We start from the raw sequence: 16937 nt of genomic DNA, 5'->3' as shown, positions 1-16937 counted from the left end.
GTGTTCGAACCGTTACCGAAGTAGCTGCCACCCGAACCTGCCGCAGCGCTGCCGCCACGCCCCCCGAAGTCGGGGTTGGGACCGCCGCCATTACCTCCGGTGACAGTGGCAGGTGAGGTGGGCGTTATGGCGGTACCGGAGCTGGTTCCCCCGGTGCCGCCGAGGGAGGTGCCAAAACCACCACCGCCGCCGCCGCCGCCGGCGTAGTTGCCTCCGAAGTCGCCACCGCCACCGCCGCCGCCGGATGCCTTGTTGGCGGTGATGGTGCTGTTGGTGATAGTCAGTACGCCCGCGTTGCGGATAGCCGCGCCCAGGCTGTCCATGGCGGGGGCACCTTCATTGGCCCCGTTGCCGACGAGCAGGCCGTTGCGGATGGTGATGTTGTCCAGCGCGACCTTGGAGTTGGCGCCGCTGGTGGTCACGTCCAGCACCCGGGTCTTGTGGGCCCCGTCCAGCGCGAAACCGCCGCCGACGATCTGCAAGGTATGGCCGTCGGTGACGTTGATGGTGATGCCGTCGCTGCTGCTGGCGAAGGTGATGTTGCCGGTGAGGGTGATGACGTCGTCGACACCGTCGGTATTGCCCGTGGCAATGGCGCTCTTCAGGGCGGCGATGTTGTTCACCGCCGTGGTCACCAGCAGGTGGTCGTAACCACCCAGGCGCGACAGGTTCAGGGCGCTGCTGGCCGCGATCTGGCCGGTGGCGATCTCCAGGTCCCAGTCACCGCCCTTGGCGTTGCCGCCGGTGTTGTCGTCGGAAGCGGCGATGTCCGCCCCGGTCATGCCGGCCAGCTTGGTGACGAAGGCCTGGCCTTCGCTGCCGGCCCCCACTTCACAGCCGTAGAGGAGGATGTCGCCATCGGTGGTCAGCGCCTTGCCGATGCTGGAAAGCTGGGAGGCGTATTGCCCGAGGTTGCCTTCGAACAGCGGCCCGTTGCCCAGCAGCAGCACCCCGGAATCGCCGTGGGAAATGATGTGGATGGCGTCGATGCCGGTGCGCCCGGCCAGGGCGTCGGCGATCTGCTGCACGCCGTCCTTGTTGGTGGACAGCAGCACCACCTCGGCATTGGGCGAGACGGCCTTGAGCAGCTCCTGGTAGTTCGGCGCACGGGTATCGACGAAGACGATTTCCTTGCGCACGCCGTTCTGCCCGTCGGTCACCGGGCTGGCCTGCAGGTCCTGGGTGCCGTGGCTGTTGTCGGCGGTGCCGGCATGGCTGCTGTCGCTGGCGCCGATGTCATGGGCCACGTCGGCCGCCGTGGGGGCGGAGGTGGCCGCCGAGGCGGCGGTATCGGCAACCGTCGCGGCCACCGCGCCGTCGAACATCATGCGCGGCTCCAGCGCACTGATCAGCGGCAGCGGGCACGCCAGGGGCGCAGCCTCCGCACCTTTGGCCTTGCCGTTGCGACCAGCCTTCCTCGAATGACCCCAGCCCATGACCTCTACCTCCTCGTTCCGGCGCCCGCCTCGGCGGGTGCTCAGTTGCGTTCTTGTTCCAGGGCCCGGGCATCCCGGGCGGTCCTGATCACATGGGCCTCGCTGTTACGCGAGTCCTTCCAGAAATCCAGTTGCGCGTACTGCTCGAACAGATCCGGCGGCAGCAGGGTGCGCCGCGCCGCCACTTCGACCTTGGGCCGCACCTTGTGCAGGCCGCGCAGGCCCAGGGCCTGGTCGAACTCCGGGGCGTCGTACTCGACATGCTCGAAGTCGTGCTCGAACCAGGGCTCGCCAAGGAACTCGTAGACCAGCCGCAGCACCCGCTCGGGCGTGGCCACCAGCAGGTCGTAGTCCACCAGCAGCAGGGAGCGGGCGTGCTCGCCGTAATAGGCATCCTTGAGCGCCGACCAGGGCAGGCCCACCAGGCGGTTGCGCTGGGCCAGGGTCTCGACCCGGCTGTAGACGGTGTTGCGCTCGTTGTCGTCGTTGAACAGCTTGGTGATCTCGTACGGGTTGGCGCGGTAGAGCCGCTCGATGCTGTCCATCACCCAGGCGACATTGCGCACGCAGGCGATCACCCTGGCCTGGGGGAACAGGTCCAGCAGGGCCGGCAACCGCGCGCACCACTGGCGGTTGGTGTCGAAGATCACGTCCCGCCCGGCCTGGTCCGCGTAGTAGTTGCTGAACAGCCCGGCGAGCAGGCGCTTGCGCTGCTCCTGGGTCACCACCGGGCCGAACTCGCTCTCGGCGCCGAACTGCTTGAGCAGGGCCGAGAAGAAGCTGCCCACCGGGCTGGTCATGCCGGCGTGGAAGCGCGGGTTCTGCCGCAGCAGCGCCGCCAGCAGCGTGGACCCCGAGCGTGGCAGCCCCGAGATGAAATGGAAGGCGGGTGATGAATTGGCCATGGTCTGCGTGTACGTCTGCCTGTCGATGAGTCTCTGCCCGATCACGGAGCCGCCGGTGCCGCGAGGCACCGGCGGCGCAGGTTCATCAGTTGCGGGAGGGGAAGACCCCTTCCATCGCGATGATGAAGTTCACCCCGAGGAAGGGATTGCGCAGGCTCACCGGCTGGCTGCCGCCGGCGACCTGCACCGTCACGTTGACGGTGCTGGGGTTGGTCAGCGGAACCGGATTCGCCATCGCGGTCGACCAGATGGCCGCCGCAGAGGCCGCCCCGCCGACGGACCCACCCAGTACGGAGTTGGTGGCGCTCGGAACCAGTGCCGGGCTGGTCGGCGTGCCGGCAGCGGAAATCGTGCTGGTGCCGGTGGCGACGTGGGTGTGCATCGGCATCTGGGTCTGGAGCAGGGTGACGTTCTCGGTGCCGCCGACCTCGCCGAGGTCGATCATCGAGAGGCCCGGCCCCTGGAACTGGCCGACCGGCGAGCGGCCGCGCAGGTCCGGCAGGCCGAAGGTGGTCTGGCCGTTACCGCCGTAGACGGTGCCCAACAGGGAAAACAGCGCGGTGTTCTGCGCAATCCCCACGATCTGCCCCATGCAGAATGCGTAGCCCCGGGGCGCAAAGTTGCCGCCGAACATCTTGATCTCACCGATGAAAGGTTCCACGTGTTGACTCTCCTCTGGCTCAGGTTTTGCGCGCCCTTAAGGCTCGGCGCGTGTGCATGTTTATTGTTGTGGTCTATGCCGGCCGGTCGGTGTGGAACACGGCCTGGAGTACAGGGCGCCCGTCCGGGGCGGGCATTGCGGGGGTCAGCAGAAGCTCCCAGCCCGGCTCCCCCGGCAAGCCCAGGCGGTAGACGTCCTGGGGCAGGCTGCATTGGGAAGGCAGGGCGAAGTGGGCGAGGTAGCACTGGTGCCGGGGGGTCATGGCGGTGCCCTCCTCGACGGCGAGCAGTTCGATGGGCAGCACCTGCTCCGGCGACAGCCAGAGGTGGAAAGGCTGGCCGACGATCTCGGTGAGCAGTGCGAAGGAAGGCATCGGGTGCATGGGCAATTCCTCAGGACAGACCGGCCGGACGTTGCGCAGGCACGGCCATGGCCTGCGGGCTGCGAGGGGCGCGGCGCAACTTCAGGTACACGCCGTTCTCCCCCACCACCTCGAAGCCGTGGCGGCTGTAGAGGTGCTGGGCCGGGTTGTAGGACTCCACGTGCAGCCCCGCGCTGAGGCCCTCGCGGTCGGCCCGTTCGAGAAAGCGGCCCAGCAGCTCGCCGCCGATGCCACGGCCACAGGCCTCGGGCAACAGGGCCAGGTCGATGATTTGCAGGTGGGTGTCGGTCCACAGCAGGTAGGCCCGGCCTACGGGCTGGCCGGCCTCTTCGATGACGTATTGCTCGGCGTCGGCGTAATGCACCTGGTAGTAGCCGCACTGGGATTCGAACTGCTGGTCGAGGAAACGCTCGCAGCCCGCCTGGTCCCAGGGGGTGTGCTGCATCTCGTGGGCACGGGTGGTGCCGTACAGCGCCCGCAGGAAAGCGCGATCGGCGGACGTTGCCAAGCGGAGGTTCAAGGTCTGGAAAGACATACGACGTGCATCCTTGCTGGCCCGGGGAAAGAGCCTACAACTGTGGTTACAGTTTCCCTGCTTGCAGCATAGACGAGGATTTCAGTTGGCCACCATCGAAAAATCACCGTTCGGCGGTTTGGGCAATGAATGTGAAAGCGCATTCACAACTGCCGAGGTGCAAGCGCCTCCAGCGCCTGATAGGGCGCCCTCGCCCAGCGCTCCACAGCCGCCCGTGTGGCCTCGTCCGCCTCGTTGCGCTTGGCCTCGCCATCGGCACTGAAGGCTTGTCCGGGGCGCTTGGCGTCACACCCGGCCACGGCCTGCAGGTGCGGCACGGCGGCCGGGTCGATGCCCAGGAGCGGCCCCAGGCGGCCCCAGAGGGCATCGGGCAGTTCGCGGTAGTTCAGGGCCACCGCCTCGCCGGCCGCGCACAGGCCGAACCCGGCCTGCAGCAGGTGGCCGACCATCCAGGCGAGGTAATCGCCGGGCGCCAGCGCCTCCCGCCCCGGCAGGCCGTCCAGCCCGGACGGGCCCAGCAACCCGGGGACCGCGTGCAGCCCGGGCTGGCGCCGCTGGGACACCACCACCTCCAGCGGGTCGCGGTAGAGGAACAGGCACGGCACCTCGGGGTAGAGCCGGCGCAGCAGCTGCGCCTCGAAGAGGTTCCAGGCGTCCAGCTTGACCACCAGCCGGGTCTCGTCGCCGCAGCGCCGCTGGCCATAGGCCGAGCACAACGCGCGCACCGCATCCGCCTGCCAGGCGGAGGCCGTGGGGTCGCGGTAGTGCGCGCGCAGCAAGGCATCCAGCGGCGGCGGCTCGGACAGCACCACGTGCCCCGGCAGGGCTCGCAGCAACTGCGCCAGCAGGGTGGAGCCGCAGCGGGAGGTGTGGAACACCAGCAGCGAAGGTTCCAGGCCGGGGCTGCGGGCCTGCCAGTCGAACAACGCGTCCAGGCCGGTCTGGCGGCGCAGGGCCAGGTTGAACGGCAGGCGCAGCGCCTCGTCCACGTCGTCGCTGAAGAAGGGTCGTACCAGGGGCGCGGTGCCGAACCAGGCCCAGTCCAATTGCCAGGTGCCGGCCTCCTCGAAGGCACGGATCGGCAGCCATTCGGTGAAATCCAACGGGGTCATCGCACACTCCATTGCCGGCTCCAGGCCTGGCGTCCCTGGCGCATGGCCATGCGCACATCGGCCTCGCCGAACACCAGCCCGAGGGCCTGGCCGGCGGCTACCGCCTCACGGCAGAAGTCGGAGGGGTCGGTGATCCGTTGCAGCGCCAGGGCCAGTTCCGGGCGCTGCTGCACCTGCTCGTTGAACGCGGTGAAGGCCCGTACGCCCCGGCTCGGTTGCAGCGCCGGCGTCGTCGGCAACCCGTCGGCGAGGGCCTCGCGCAGGCGCGTATCCATCATGCAATCCAGCACCAGGTGGATGCGCGGGCCCGGACCGGGGTTGTCCACCCGATGCGGGCGGGACAGGTCGATGAACCAGCACTCACCGGGCGCCATCGGCACCTGCCGGCCGTCCACCAGGAACTCCACCCCGGGCGGGCTGAGCAGCGGCACGTGCAGGCGCAACGGCCCCTCCGGCGCGCCGAGGTCGGGGTCGCAATGCTCGCGGATGCTGGCACCGGCGCCCAGGCGCAGCAGGCGCGCGCTGCGCAGGCCCTCGCCGAACCGCTCGATGGCCGCCGGCCAGGCCGGATCGGCCGCGCACAGGGCGCTGCGGGCCACCGGGCCGAAGCCAGGCGCCAGGGGGATCGGTGCATCCACCGCCGCCACCAGGTCGATCCCGCTCCAGTCGCCCTGGTAGTAGGCGGTGTTGAAATGCGCCACCCAGGCCGTCGGGTCGATCCGCTCCAGGGCCGCGAGCAGCGGCGCCAGGTCGAAGCGCCAGGGCAGGCGGGCACAGATCGGCAGGGTTACGTCCATGGAACCTTCCTTGGCAAATGGGCTAGAAACCGCTTTCCCTGACACCCAACGCCGCCATGCGGCGCCAGGCGAAGCCCAGCAGCGACTGCCGGCTGCCCTCCAGCACCACCACGCCGCGCAGTGGCTGGGCGGGGGGCGGCAGGTCCTGCAGCAGGCTGAGGCGCACGCCGTACTGGGCCTGCACCGGCTCGGCGCGTTGCTGGGCGTTGCGTCGCACGGCCACCTGGCCGTGGTGGTCGGAGGTCAGCGCCTCCAGTTCGAGGTAGGCGACGCCGGTGGTGTCCACTTCGTCCAGGCGCACCGCGAAGGCGGGCCGCGCCGGGTCGTCGGCGATGAAGCGGCCCTCGGCCCCCGGCGCCACGCGCCAGAGGTTTTCCTCGGCCAGGTAGCCGCGCAGGCGCAGCCCGGGGGCGATCACCCGCGCCAGGGTCTCGCCGCTGTGCAGCCAGCGGCCCACCACCAGGTCCGGTGGCAGGTCGCGCACCACGCCGGCCAGGGGCGCACGCAGTTGCAGGCGCTCGCGCTGGGCGGCCAGGCCGCGATACTCGGCCACGGCCTCGGCCAGTTGCTGCTCGATCACCCCGGTCTCGGCGGCGGTCTCGCTGCGCCCGGCCTGGCGCCGCAGCTGCAACTGGAGGATGTCGATCTCGCGGCGGACGATGCCCTGGCGCGCGTCCAGGTCCGGGGATTCCAGCTCCACCAGCAGGGCGCCCTGCTCCACCGTGTCGCCATCCTTCACCCGTACCGCCTTGACCCGCGCGCCGATGGGCGCGTGCAGGGTGCCGGTGCGCGCGGCCTCCAGCATGGCCGGCACGTCCACGGCGTTGCGCCAGGGCACCAGCAGCACCAGCAGCACCAGCCCCAGGGCTGAGCCTGTGAGCAGCACCTTGCGCGGGTCGGCCTGGTCGCGGCGCTGCCACCACTCGCCGAATTCCTTCCAGATCGGCAGGCCGATGAACCACACCAGTTCCACCAGCATGAGGAAGATGCCCAGCACCTTGAAGAACAGGTGGTAGACCGTCAGCGCGATGCCGAAGAACAGCGCCGCGCGCCAGATCCAGGAGCCGTAGCTCCACAGCAGCAGGCGGCGCTGCATGGCGGGCGACCAGGGCTCCGGGGCCGGTTCGCCGTAGCCGAACAGCGCCTCGCGCAGGCGCCAGCGCCCCAGGGCGAAGGCGCGGTTCTGCAGGTTGTCGACGCCCCACAGGTCGCTCAGCAGGAAGTAGCCGTCGAAGCGCATGAAGGGGTTGAGGTTGATCGCCAGGGTGGTGATCCAGGTGGCGCTGGCCAGCATGAAGGCGGCGGTACGTGCCGGGCCGTCCGGCAGCAGCGACCAGGCCAGCAGCGCCAGCACCGCCAGCAGCAGTTCGGCCAGTACCCCGCCGGCGCCGATGAGCAGCCGCGAGCGCCGGTCCTGCACCCGCCAGGCGTCGCTGACGTCGGTGTAGAACATCGGCAGCATCACCATGAAGGCCAGGCCCATGCTCTGGACCCGGCACCCCGCGCGCTTGGCCATGAAGGCATGGCCGAACTCGTGGCAGAGCTTGGCGAAGGTCAGCGCGATGCCGAAGGCCAGCGCGCCGCCGAAGCTGAACAGGTGCGGGAAGGTGGCGAGGAAGCGCTCCCAGTCCCGGGCAACCAGGAACAGCCCGAGCAGCAGGATTACCGGCAGGCCGCGTCGCAGCAGCCAGGGGCCATTGCGTTCCAGCACCGGCCAGGCACGGTTGAGGAAGCGATCCGGCCGCCACAGCGGGATACGGAAGAACAGGTACTGGTGCAGCACCTGCTGCCACAGGCTGTGGCGCGTGCTGGCGACCTTGAGGGCATAGCTGGCGCGCTGTTCCGGGTCGAGGGCGGCGATCAGGTCGTGCCCGCGCAGAAAGCGCAGCATCTGCTCCAGCTCGCCGGCGCCCAGGGGCGCGCCCGGCTCGGCGTTGGCGGCCGCCAGCACCTGCTGGGGCTCACCCCGCGACCAGTGGCGCAGCAGGCGGACGGCGGCGGCACCGAGCTTGAAATAGCGGCCACGCAGGGGGTCGGCCAGGGTCCATTGCGGCGCACCGTCGCGGTCCGGCGCGGCGGGCGAGAGCTGCAGGTCGGGGCGCAGGGCGGGCAGCATCAGAATCCCAGGCCCTGGCGCAGCGCGGCCAGAGGGCGGCGCAACAGGTAGTAGGCCAGCGGCGCGCGGTCACCAAACAGCTTGGCGGTGCCGCGCAGGCCGATGCGTGGCGGGGCATCGGCGAAGGCGGCGTCGAGGCGATAGGCCAGTTGCCCGGCGGCGGTGGCCTGGGCCTCGTAGGCGGCGCGTTCAAGGCGTGCGTCGTGGCGGTTGAGCGGGTCGCTGTCGAGGAACAGCGCCACCTCGGCGCCGGGTTGCAGGGCGATGGCGTCGCCCACGGGCAGTTCGATGCGCAGCTCGGCCTGGGCCGGGTCGGCGATCTGCATCAGCCGCTCGCCGGTCTGCACCGGCTTGCCGGTGAGGCGCTCGGCATCGGCGAACACGGCGATGCCGGCGCGCTCGGCGCGGACTTCACTGCGCGCCAGCAACTGCCGGGCGTAGTCGCGCTCGGCACGCTTCTGCTCCACGCGGGCGGCCAGCAGGTCGATGCGGGCGCTGGATTCGGCGTCGGCGAAGGCGCGCTGGCTGTTGGCCTTCAGTTCCGCCTCGGCCACCCCCAGGGCGCGTTCGGCGACATCGGCCTGGGCCTTGAGGGTGGTGGCGTCGAAGCGCACCAGCAGGTCGCCGGCGGCAACGCTCTGGTTGGGCTTGACGAGGAATTCGGCGATCACCCCGTCCAGCGGCGCGGCCACCACGCGCCCGCCCTGGGGCACCACTTCGGCCGGTGCCAGCACCGACTGGCGCACCGGCACCAGCAGCACCAGGGCCAGCGCGCCGGCCAGGGCCAGGAGCTTCTTCTTCGGCCAGCGCAGGCGCCAGGGCTTGCGCGGCTGCAGGGCCAGCCAGGCGTGCGCGTAGGTGTCGCCGAGCTGCACCAGCAAGGCCTGCTCGGCCTCGCTCCAGGGGGTGTCGCGGGCGATCCACAGGCCGCCGAAGACCTCGCCCTGGCGATCCTTCAACGGCAGCCAGAAGGCCTGGGCGGCGGACAGCGCCTGCCAGTCCTCGCGGCTGCTCTCGTCCAGGCTGCTCGGCTCGACGACGCCGGGCTCGCCCAGTTGGCCCGCAGCCAGGCGCTGGGCCGCCGCACGCTCGACGAAGGCGACGAAGGGGGCGTTGGGCTCCACCACACTGATGCCGGTGAGCGCGCGGACCTTGCCGGTGATCAGCAGCGCGGCATGGCGATAGCCGAATACACCCTGGCCGTCGTTGACCATGGCGAAGGCCAGTTGCGAAGACGTCCCGGCCTTGCGGGCCTGGGCCTGCAGGCCGAGGAAGACCGCGAAGACCCGCTCGGCGAAACCGGGCAGCGGCGCGTTCATCGGCTCTCCGGGAAGCGTGCGCTGCCGCTCATGCCGGCCAGCAGGCCGGGCGCGTCCTCGGGCAGGGCGCCGATCAGCAGCAGGGTCTGGCTGCCTTCGTCGATGCGCGCACCGAGGCGCTTGACCGTGGCCTTGAGCGGCTTGCCGGTCTCGTCGGGCACGAATTCGAAGGGTTCACCGGGCTTGAGTCCGCCGAGCCAGCGCGATGGCACCAGCAGGTGGATCTCCAGGGTGCGGTTGTCCACCACCTCCAGCAACGGTGCGCCGCTGGGCACGCTTTCGTGGGGCTGCACGCGACGCGAGACCACCTGGCCATCGAAGGGCGCCTTCACCTGGCAACGCTGCACCTGCACCTGGTAGACCTGGGCCTCCGCCTGGGACTGCGCCTGGCGCGCCTCGGCCAGGGCGACCTCGAAGCGGCCGACGGAGTTGAGCGCGGCCAGTTGCTGCTTGTTCTTCAGCTCCTCGCGGGCGGCGCGGGTGGCGGCGTTGGCGGCATTGAGCTGGGCCTGGTAGGCGGCGCAATCGAAGCGCACCAGCACCTCGCCTTTCTTGAAGGCCTGGCCTTCGGCATAGGGCATCTCGGTGATGCGACCGGCCAGTTCGCTGGCCAGCACGGCCTGGTCACGAGCGCGCAACACGCCGCGGGCGGCGCTGCCGGGGGTGGCGGACGCGGCGGGCGCATCGAGCAGCGGGTCCGGCGTCGACAGGTCCTGCGCCCCGGCGCTCATCGCCAACCCCATCAGGCCGAACAACGTCCACAGCATGCGATTCATAACAATCCTTCCCTGGGTCACAGACCCGCGAGTCTATGGGAGCCGTAGGACAATAGGAATCTAGGTGACAGGCGCTTCTTCGGATATTGGCCGGATAGGACCGGGAGATCGCTGCAGGGAGACGAGTTTCGCTCCGCTCGCGGAGCGCCGCCCAGCCCACCCTCCGGGCTCCGTGATCAGCCAAGCCTCGTGCCCGCCGAAAAAACGGTGGGCTGAAGCCCACCCTACGCCCACCCGCGCACCCACACAGCTGCGCTCGGCGCCCACCTAGGGTGCGAAGGGGGTCAGACCATGTCCAGTCGCTGCTTGCGGGTCGGCGCCGGGTAGGCGCGGTCGATCAGGGCGAGGTCGTCGGCGCTCAGGCCGAGATCGGCAGCGCGGGCGTTCTGCCGGATGTGCACGGGATCGACCGCCTTGGGAATGGCGATCACGCCGTCCTGGCGCAGCGCCCAGGCCAGGGCCACCTGCGCCGGGGTGGCCTCGTGACGGCGGGCGACTTCCAGCAACGCCGCATCACGCAGCAGGCTGCCGCCCTGCCCCACCGGGCAGTAGGCCATGAGCGGCAGGCGCTGGCGCTGCTGCCAGGGCAGCAGGTCGAACTCGATGCCGCGCGACTCGGGGTTGTACAGCACCTGGTTGGCGGCGCAGCCAGCGGGCAGGCCCTGCAGGTCGGCCAGGTCGAAGTTGGAGACGCCCCAGCGCAGGATCTTGCCCTGCTCGCGCAGGCGCTCGAAGCCTTCCACCGTTTCCTCCAGCGGATGCTCGCCCGGCCAGTGCAGCAGGTAGAGGTCGATGCGGTCGGTGCCCAGGCGCTTGAGGCTGCGTTCGCAGGCCTGCTCGACGCCCGTGCGGCTAGCGTTCCACGGGTAGACCTTGCTGACCAGGAAGACCTGCTCGCGATGCCCCGCGATGGCCTCGCCCACCACCTGCTCCGCGCCGCCTTCGGCATACATCTCGGCGGTGTCGATCAGGCTCATGCCCAGCTCCAGGCCCAGGCGCAGCCCGGCGACTTCGCGGGCGCGCTGGTCGGGGCGCTCGCCCATGTGCCAGGTGCCCTGGCCGATGGCGGGTACGGCGGTGCCGTCGGGGAAGGTGATGCTGCCCATGGCGGTTCTCCTCAGAAATGAATGTCTTCGGCCTGCTGCAGGCGCATGGGGTTGCGGGGCTGGATGAACTCGCCCCAGACCCAGTTGTGGTGGGCGACTATCGCCTCGGCGCTCTGGTGCGGCCGGTCGCGGGTGGTGTGCGCATCGCTGGCCAGGATGACGTTGAAGCCCTCGCTGGCGGCACGGCGGATGGAGGTATCGACGCAGAATTCCGTGGCGTAGCCGGTCACCACCAGGTCGGTGACGTAGAGCTTCTCCAGGGTGGACTTGAGCTCGGTCTCGAAGAAGGCGTCGCAGGCGGTCTTGCGAAGCACCCAGTCGTTGTCGCCTCGCTCCAGCCCCGGGTGCAGCTGCCAGCCGATGCAGCCGGGCTCCAGCTCGCTGCCGGGCTCGCCGTCGTGCTGCACGTAGATCACCGGCACCCCGGCGCTGCGTGCACGGTCGGCCAGGCGGTTGATCCGCTCCAGTACCTGCCCGGCGCGCCAGGGCTCCGGGGGGGTGAGGAACAGCCCCGCCTGCATGTCCACGACCAGCAATGCCTTGCTCATTTCCACTCCTTGAATGCACGCATCGAAACGCGCGGATAGTGCGGCTTCCCGCCGCGTCGGTAAAGCCGTGCGTCGGGGCGGGCACGACCGTCCGTCTTGCATGGGGAAACTCGCCCCGGGGCCGCAGTCAGAACCATCAGGACCCACCGCTCGCCCAGCCCGGGCGGGACTTGCCGCGAGTACGCCGCCATGCAGACAGGACGCGACCTCCGTATCGATTTCTTCCGAGGGCTGGCCCTGGTGTTCATCTTCTGGGACCACATACCGCACAACCCGCTCGGCCAGGTCACGCCCCGCAACGTCGGCTTCAGCGACGCGGCGGAGATCTTCGTCTTCCTCGCCGGCTACGCGGCCGTGCTCGCCTACGGCAAGCTGCTGCTGCGCGACGGCTACGCGGTGGCCTGCCTGCGCGTACTGCGCCGCGTGTGGGTGCTGTACGTCGCCCACATCTTCCTGCTCGCCGTGCTGATGGGCGTGGTGTTCTACACCAACAACCACGTGGACAGCCGCAACTTCATCAACGAAATGGGCCTGGACTACTTCCTCGCCAACCCGCAACAGGCGCTGATCGACGAACTGCTGCTGCGCTTCAAGCCCAACCTGATGGACCCGCTGCCGCTGTACGTCGTGCTGCTGGCCGGGCTGCCGTTGATCCTGCCGCTGCTGATGCGCTGGCGCTACGCCGCCCTGGCACTCTCCGGGGCGCTGTACCTGTGCGCGCCCGGGTGGAACCTCAGTTCCCACCCGGGCGGCGAATGGTTCTTCAACCCGCTGGCCTGGCAATTCCTCTTCGTTCTCGGTGGCGTTGCCGCGCGCCATGCCCAGGCCCGCCCGGCCGATGCACCGCCGGCCACCTGGAGGTCGCCGCTGTTCTTCGCCGCCGCCGGCTACCTGGTATTCAGCGCCGCGGTCGCCCTCAGCTGGAAGGTGCCGGGCCTGCATGACGCCTGGATGCCGAAGTGGCTGGGCGATGTGCTCTACCCGCTGGACAAGACCGATCTCTCGCCCCTGCGCCTGCTGCATTTCCTCGCCCTCGCCCACGTCGTGGCCGTGCTGCTGCCACGTACCGACTGGCTGACCCGCTGGCCGGCCCGCGAGGTGTGCCGCATGGGCATGCATTCGCTGGAAGTGTTCTGCCTCAGCGTGCTGCTGGCGCCGCTGGCCGATGCCATCGCCACGCTCTATGCGCTCGATGCCGTGGGCCAGGTGGCCCTGGCCTGCGCCGGGGTGCTGCTGATGTCGGCCCTGGCAGGCTGGCTGGACCTGAGTAACCGGCTCAACCAGCGCAAGCCGCCGAAGGCCGCGCCGGTGCGCCTGGCCAACCCGGGCTACGGGGTACCCCGCACCCTCTACCGCATTCAGCCCTGAGGCCGGGCGATCAACAGCAGCGAAAGCGGCAGGCCGCTGCCGGGGTGGCGGGGCTCGTGCAGCGCTTCCAGCACCAGGCCGCTGCGCCCCAGCAACGCCAGCCAGGACGCCAGGGTGCGGTAGTACCAGGGCATCGGCTCGGTGAAGGCGCCCTCGAAGGCGGCGAAGGTCTCCAGGCGCCACCCATCGCGGTAGCCCTCCTCGCCGGCGGCGCTCCAGGGGTGGACGGTCTGCAGCAGCAGGGCGCCGCCGGGAGCGAGGGCCTGGGAGATCGCCGCCAGCAACGGCTGCAGGTCCTCGTCCAGCAGGGCGAAATTGCACACCACGGCATCGAAGCGGCCGAAGCGCAGGGGCTGTTCGGCGAGGCCCCGGTAGTCACAGCACTCGAAACGGCCGCCGGCAGCCCGGGCCAGCTCCACCAGCGCGGGCGACGCATCCACGCCCAGGGCGGCGATGCCCCGCTCGCCCAGCGCGCGACACAGCCAACCCTCGCCGCACCCCAGGTCCAGCACCCGCTGCGGGGCACGCGCCTCGATCGCCTCGAGCATCGCCCGGTCGGTCGCCACGCGGCGGCTCTCGATGCGTCCGCCACGCACCGCGTCGCTCCAGGCGGCGGCGTTGGCGCGCCAGCTGCGCTCGATCTGCTGCCGGTTATCGTCTGACATGGCTGATCGCCTCGTATTCCGTCGTTTCGGAGCGCTCTCCGGTTCCCAGCAACTACGCTTTGTACAAGAGCGGTAACGCGCCAGCCAGGCCATCCGATCATGGGCGTTTTATGGCAAACCGACGCATCGTCCACCCAGGTACCCAAAGGTAGCCTCGAAGACGTGACCTCGCGCTCCCGTCGTCCCCGCCGCAAGAAACACCGCCTGGCGTTCTGGAGCTTCATGCTCGCCTCCGCCGCCTTGCTCGGCTACGCAGCCCGCGAGGAAATGCGCAGCTCCTGGCTGCAGTCCCGGGAAATCAGCCGCTACGCCGCCACCCTCACCTACCGCCTCGACGAAGGCCCCAGCGACGCCATCCTCTACCCCCACGACGGCCCCTTCGACAAGCGCCTGGGCTACGTCTACCTGCCGCAGATGCTGCAGCGCCTCGACGCGCGCGGCTATGCCATCCGCCGGCAGGTGCGTTTCTCCCCGGAGCTGATGGACTACAGCCGCCATGGCCTGTTTCCGCCGTACCGGGAGAAGGTCCAGGCGGGCATCGACATCAGCGACTGCCGGGGCGAGCCGCTGTACCGCTTCAGCTACCCGCAACAGCTGTATTCCGGTTTCTCCGCCATCCCGCCGCTGCTCACCCGCAGCCTGCTGTTCATCGAGAACCGCTACCTGCTGGCCGACCAGCCCCTGGCCAACCCGGCGGTGGACTGGCCGCGCTTCATCAAGGCGGCGCTGACCCAGGCCGGCAAGGTGCTCGACATGCCCGGCCAGAGCGCCGGCGGCAGCACCCTGGCGACCCAGCTGGAAAAGTACCGCCACTCGCCTTCCGGCCTCACCCTCTCGGCAGGCGAGAAGATCCGCCAGATGGCCTCGGCCAGCGTGCGCGCCTACCAGGGCGGCCCCGAGACCCTCGCCGCACGGCAACGCGTGGTGCTCGACTACCTCAACAGCGTGCCGCTCTCCGCGGTGCCGGGCCACGGCGAGGTGCACGGCATGGCCGATGGCCTGCGGGTCTGGTACGGCGCCGACTTCGAGCGCACCAACCGCCTTCTCGCCGAGGACCAGCAGGAGCCCGAGCGCCTGCAGGCACGGGGCCAGGCGCTGCGCGAGGTGGTGTCGTTGATGATCGCCCAGCGTCGGCCCTCCTATTACCTGTCACGCGGGCGCGAGGAGCTGGAGGCGCTGACCGACAGCCACCTGCGCCTGCTGGGCAACGCCGGCGTGCTCCACCCGGCCCTGGGCCGGGCGGCGCTGGAGGCGCGCCTGGTCTTCCGTGACCTGCAGCAGGAGCCGGCGCTGTCGCGCATCGAAGGCAACAAGGGCGTCAGCCTGGCGCGGGCGCGCCTGTCGAGCCTGCTGCAGATGCCGCTGTACGACCTCGACCGCCTCGACCTCGCCGCCAGCAGCAGCCTGCAGGGCGAGCTGCAGCAGGCCGTCACCACCTACCTGCACGACCTCGCCGAACCGGCGTTCGCCGAGCAGGCCGGGCTGTTCGGCGAGCGCCTGCTGTCGCCGGAGAAGACCCGCGAGGTGCGCTACAGCTTCACCCTCTTCGAGCGCACCCCCTCGGGCAACCAGGTGCGGGTGCAGACCGACAACACCGACCAGCCCTTCGACATCAACGAGGGCAGCAAGCTGGAACTCGGCTCCACCGCCAAGCTGCGGGTGCTGGCCACCTACCTCGACTACATCGCCGCGCTGCACGCGCGCTACGGCGAGATGCCGGCGGCGGAGCTGGGCAAGGTGCGGGTCGACCCGCTGGACGCCCTGAGCCGCTGGGCCCTGGACTACCTGGCCGGCACCCGCGACCGCAGCCTGGCGCCGATGCTGGCGGCAGCGCTGGACCGCACCTACTCGGCCAGCCCCTTTGAGAGCTTCTTCACCGGCGGCGGGCTGCACACCTTCAGCAACTTCCGCAAGGAGGACAACGGCCGCAACCCCACCCTGCGCGATGCCCTGCGCGAGTCGATCAACCTGCCCTTCGTACGCCTGCTGCGCGACATCGTGCGCCACGACATCTACCGCCCCGACGGCGGCAAGGTGGCGCTGCTGTCCGACGACAAGGACCCGCGCCGCCAGGGCTACCTGGACCTGTTCGTCTCCCGCGAGAGCCAGACCTACCTGCTGCGCTTCTGGAACAAGTACAAGGGCAAGGATGCCGACGAACGCATGGCCACCTTCCTCGACGGCCTGCGCCCCTGGGCCTCGCGCCTCGCCGCCATCCACCGCTACCTGCAACCCCAGGCCGACCGCGCCACCTTCGCCGCCTTCATGCGCGAGCGCCTGCCCAGCGAAGCGCTGGGCGAGAAGCGCATCAACCAGCTGTACGACCGCTATGGCCCCGGCGCCTTCAACCTCAACGACCAGGGCTACGTGGCGCGGGTGCACCCGCTGGAGCTGTGGTTGCTGGCCTACCTGCAGGGCCACCCGCAGGCGACCTACCGCGAGGCAGTGGAAGCCAGCGGCGGGCCGCGCAGCGAGGTGTACGGCTGGCTGTTCAAGTCGCAGCGCAAGAACGCGCGGGACAAGCGCATCCGCATCATGCTGGAGGTGGAGGCCTTCCTCGACATCCACCAGCAGTGGCGGCAGCTGGGCTATCCGTTCGATCACCTGGTGCCGTCGCTGGCGACCGCGCTGGGCAGCTCCGGCGACCGCCCGGCGGCGCTGGCGGAACTGATGGGGATCATCGTCAACGACGGCGTGCGCCTGCCCACGGTGCGCATCGACCGCCTGCACTTCGCCGCCGACACGCCCTATGAAACCCAGCTCAGCCATGCGGCGGTGCCGGGCAAGCGGGTGATGGCCTCGGAAGTGGCGACGGCGCTGCGCGAGGCGCTCTCGCAGGTGGTGGACGCCGGCACCGCGCGACGCCTCCAGGGCACCTTCACCCAGCCCGACGGCAAGCCGCTGGTGATGGGCGGCAAGACCGGCACCGGCGACAACCGCCTGCAGACCGTGGGGCGCGGCGGCCAGGTGATCAGCTCCAAGGCGCTGAACCGCACCGCCACCTTCGTCTTCTACCTGGGGCCCCGGCACTTCGGCACGCTGACCGCCTACGTGGCAGGCAGCCAGGCCTCGAACTTCCGCTTCACCTCGGCGCTGCCGGTGCAGGTGATGAAGGGCATGGCGCCCATCCTCCAGCCCTACCTGGAACCCGGCCGCGCCACCCTGTGCCAGATGCCGGAAGCCTCGGTGCAGGCCAGCCGGCTCTGAGGGT

General features: G+C 70.1%; 15 protein-coding genes. 2 read left to right on the top strand and 13 right to left on the bottom strand.

Features of this window, described 5'->3' with window-relative positions; translation table 11 throughout:
- The 12 genes from DMX10_RS33425 to DMX10_RS07675 all read right to left on the bottom strand — a co-directional run.
- A partial coding sequence (locus DMX10_RS33425) for a DUF4347 domain-containing protein (protein WP_146602994.1) occupies positions 1–1436 on the bottom strand: 1436 nt, incomplete at its 3' end.
- Positions 1437–1477: 41 nt separating this feature from the next.
- A complete protein-coding gene (locus tag DMX10_RS07725; protein ID WP_111260554.1) occupies positions 1478–2341 on the bottom strand; it encodes a sulfotransferase in 864 nt (287 codons plus the stop codon).
- Positions 2342–2426: 85 nt separating this feature from the next.
- Positions 2427–3002 (bottom strand): phage tail protein, encoded by a 576-nt coding sequence (locus tag DMX10_RS07720; RefSeq protein WP_256604773.1) that lies wholly within the window; start codon positions 3000–3002, stop codon positions 2427–2429.
- Positions 3003–3075: 73 nt separating this feature from the next.
- The gene (locus DMX10_RS07715; RefSeq protein ID WP_111260550.1) at positions 3076–3384 is read right to left on the bottom strand and encodes a hypothetical protein; all 309 of its coding nucleotides are present in this window, start codon (positions 3382–3384) and stop codon (positions 3076–3078) included.
- 10 nt (positions 3385–3394) lie between these two features.
- Positions 3395–3919, bottom strand: coding sequence for a GNAT family N-acetyltransferase (locus DMX10_RS07710; protein WP_111260549.1), 525 nt, complete (start codon positions 3917–3919; stop codon positions 3395–3397).
- 143 nt (positions 3920–4062) lie between these two features.
- Positions 4063–5031, bottom strand: a complete 969-nt coding sequence (locus tag DMX10_RS07705) for a sulfotransferase family protein (RefSeq protein ID WP_111260548.1) — start codon at positions 5029–5031, stop codon at positions 4063–4065.
- Complete coding sequence (locus DMX10_RS07700) at positions 5028–5828, bottom strand: aspartyl/asparaginyl beta-hydroxylase domain-containing protein (RefSeq protein ID WP_111260547.1); 801 nt, start codon at positions 5826–5828, stop codon at positions 5028–5030. The genes DMX10_RS07705 and DMX10_RS07700 overlap by 4 nt, the downstream gene beginning before the upstream one ends.
- Before the next feature lie 22 nt (positions 5829–5850).
- Complete coding sequence (locus DMX10_RS07695; protein ID WP_178082928.1) at positions 5851–7947, bottom strand: efflux RND transporter periplasmic adaptor subunit; 2097 nt, start codon at positions 7945–7947, stop codon at positions 5851–5853.
- Positions 7944–9263 (bottom strand): efflux RND transporter periplasmic adaptor subunit, encoded by a 1320-nt coding sequence (locus tag DMX10_RS07690; RefSeq protein WP_111260545.1) that lies wholly within the window; start codon positions 9261–9263, stop codon positions 7944–7946. The genes DMX10_RS07695 and DMX10_RS07690 overlap by 4 nt, the downstream gene beginning before the upstream one ends.
- The gene (locus tag DMX10_RS07685; protein ID WP_371921681.1) at positions 9260–10006 is read right to left on the bottom strand and encodes an efflux RND transporter periplasmic adaptor subunit; all 747 of its coding nucleotides are present in this window, start codon (positions 10004–10006) and stop codon (positions 9260–9262) included. Before DMX10_RS07685 ends, DMX10_RS07690 begins: the two co-directional genes overlap by 4 nt.
- A 317-nt stretch (positions 10007–10323) precedes the next feature.
- Entirely contained in the window at positions 10324–11145 is an 822-nt protein-coding gene (locus DMX10_RS07680; RefSeq protein WP_111260543.1) for an aldo/keto reductase, read from the bottom strand.
- A gap of 11 nt (positions 11146–11156) precedes the next feature.
- On the bottom strand, positions 11157–11693 hold the full coding sequence (locus DMX10_RS07675; RefSeq protein WP_111260542.1) for a cysteine hydrolase family protein: 537 nt from the start codon (positions 11691–11693) through the stop codon (positions 11157–11159).
- 189 nt (positions 11694–11882) lie between these two features.
- Here DMX10_RS07675 and DMX10_RS07670 point away from each other — a divergent pair, with 189 nt between their 5' ends.
- Positions 11883–13061 carry an OpgC family protein gene (locus DMX10_RS07670; RefSeq protein WP_111260541.1) on the top strand — a complete coding sequence of 393 codons (1179 nt, stop codon included), beginning with the start codon at positions 11883–11885 and terminating at the stop codon, positions 13059–13061.
- Here DMX10_RS07670 and DMX10_RS07665 read toward each other — a convergent pair.
- On the bottom strand, positions 13052–13726 hold the full coding sequence (locus DMX10_RS07665) for a bifunctional 2-polyprenyl-6-hydroxyphenol methylase/3-demethylubiquinol 3-O-methyltransferase UbiG (protein ID WP_111260540.1): 675 nt from the start codon (positions 13724–13726) through the stop codon (positions 13052–13054). The genes DMX10_RS07670 and DMX10_RS07665 overlap by 10 nt on opposite strands.
- A gap of 99 nt (positions 13727–13825) precedes the next feature.
- Between DMX10_RS07665 and DMX10_RS07660 the strand changes: the two genes are divergently transcribed.
- Complete coding sequence (locus DMX10_RS07660) at positions 13826–16933, top strand: transglycosylase domain-containing protein (RefSeq protein WP_111260539.1); 3108 nt, start codon at positions 13826–13828, stop codon at positions 16931–16933.
- Positions 16934–16937: the final 4 nt, after the last annotated feature.

It is taken from the genome of Pseudomonas sp. 57B-090624 (assembly GCF_003234055.1).
In the GTDB taxonomy this organism is placed as follows: Bacteria; Pseudomonadota; Gammaproteobacteria; order Pseudomonadales; family Pseudomonadaceae; genus Metapseudomonas; species Metapseudomonas tohonis.
The sequence above is the reverse complement of the archived record's forward strand: the minus strand, read 5'-3'. Positions and strand labels throughout refer to the sequence as shown.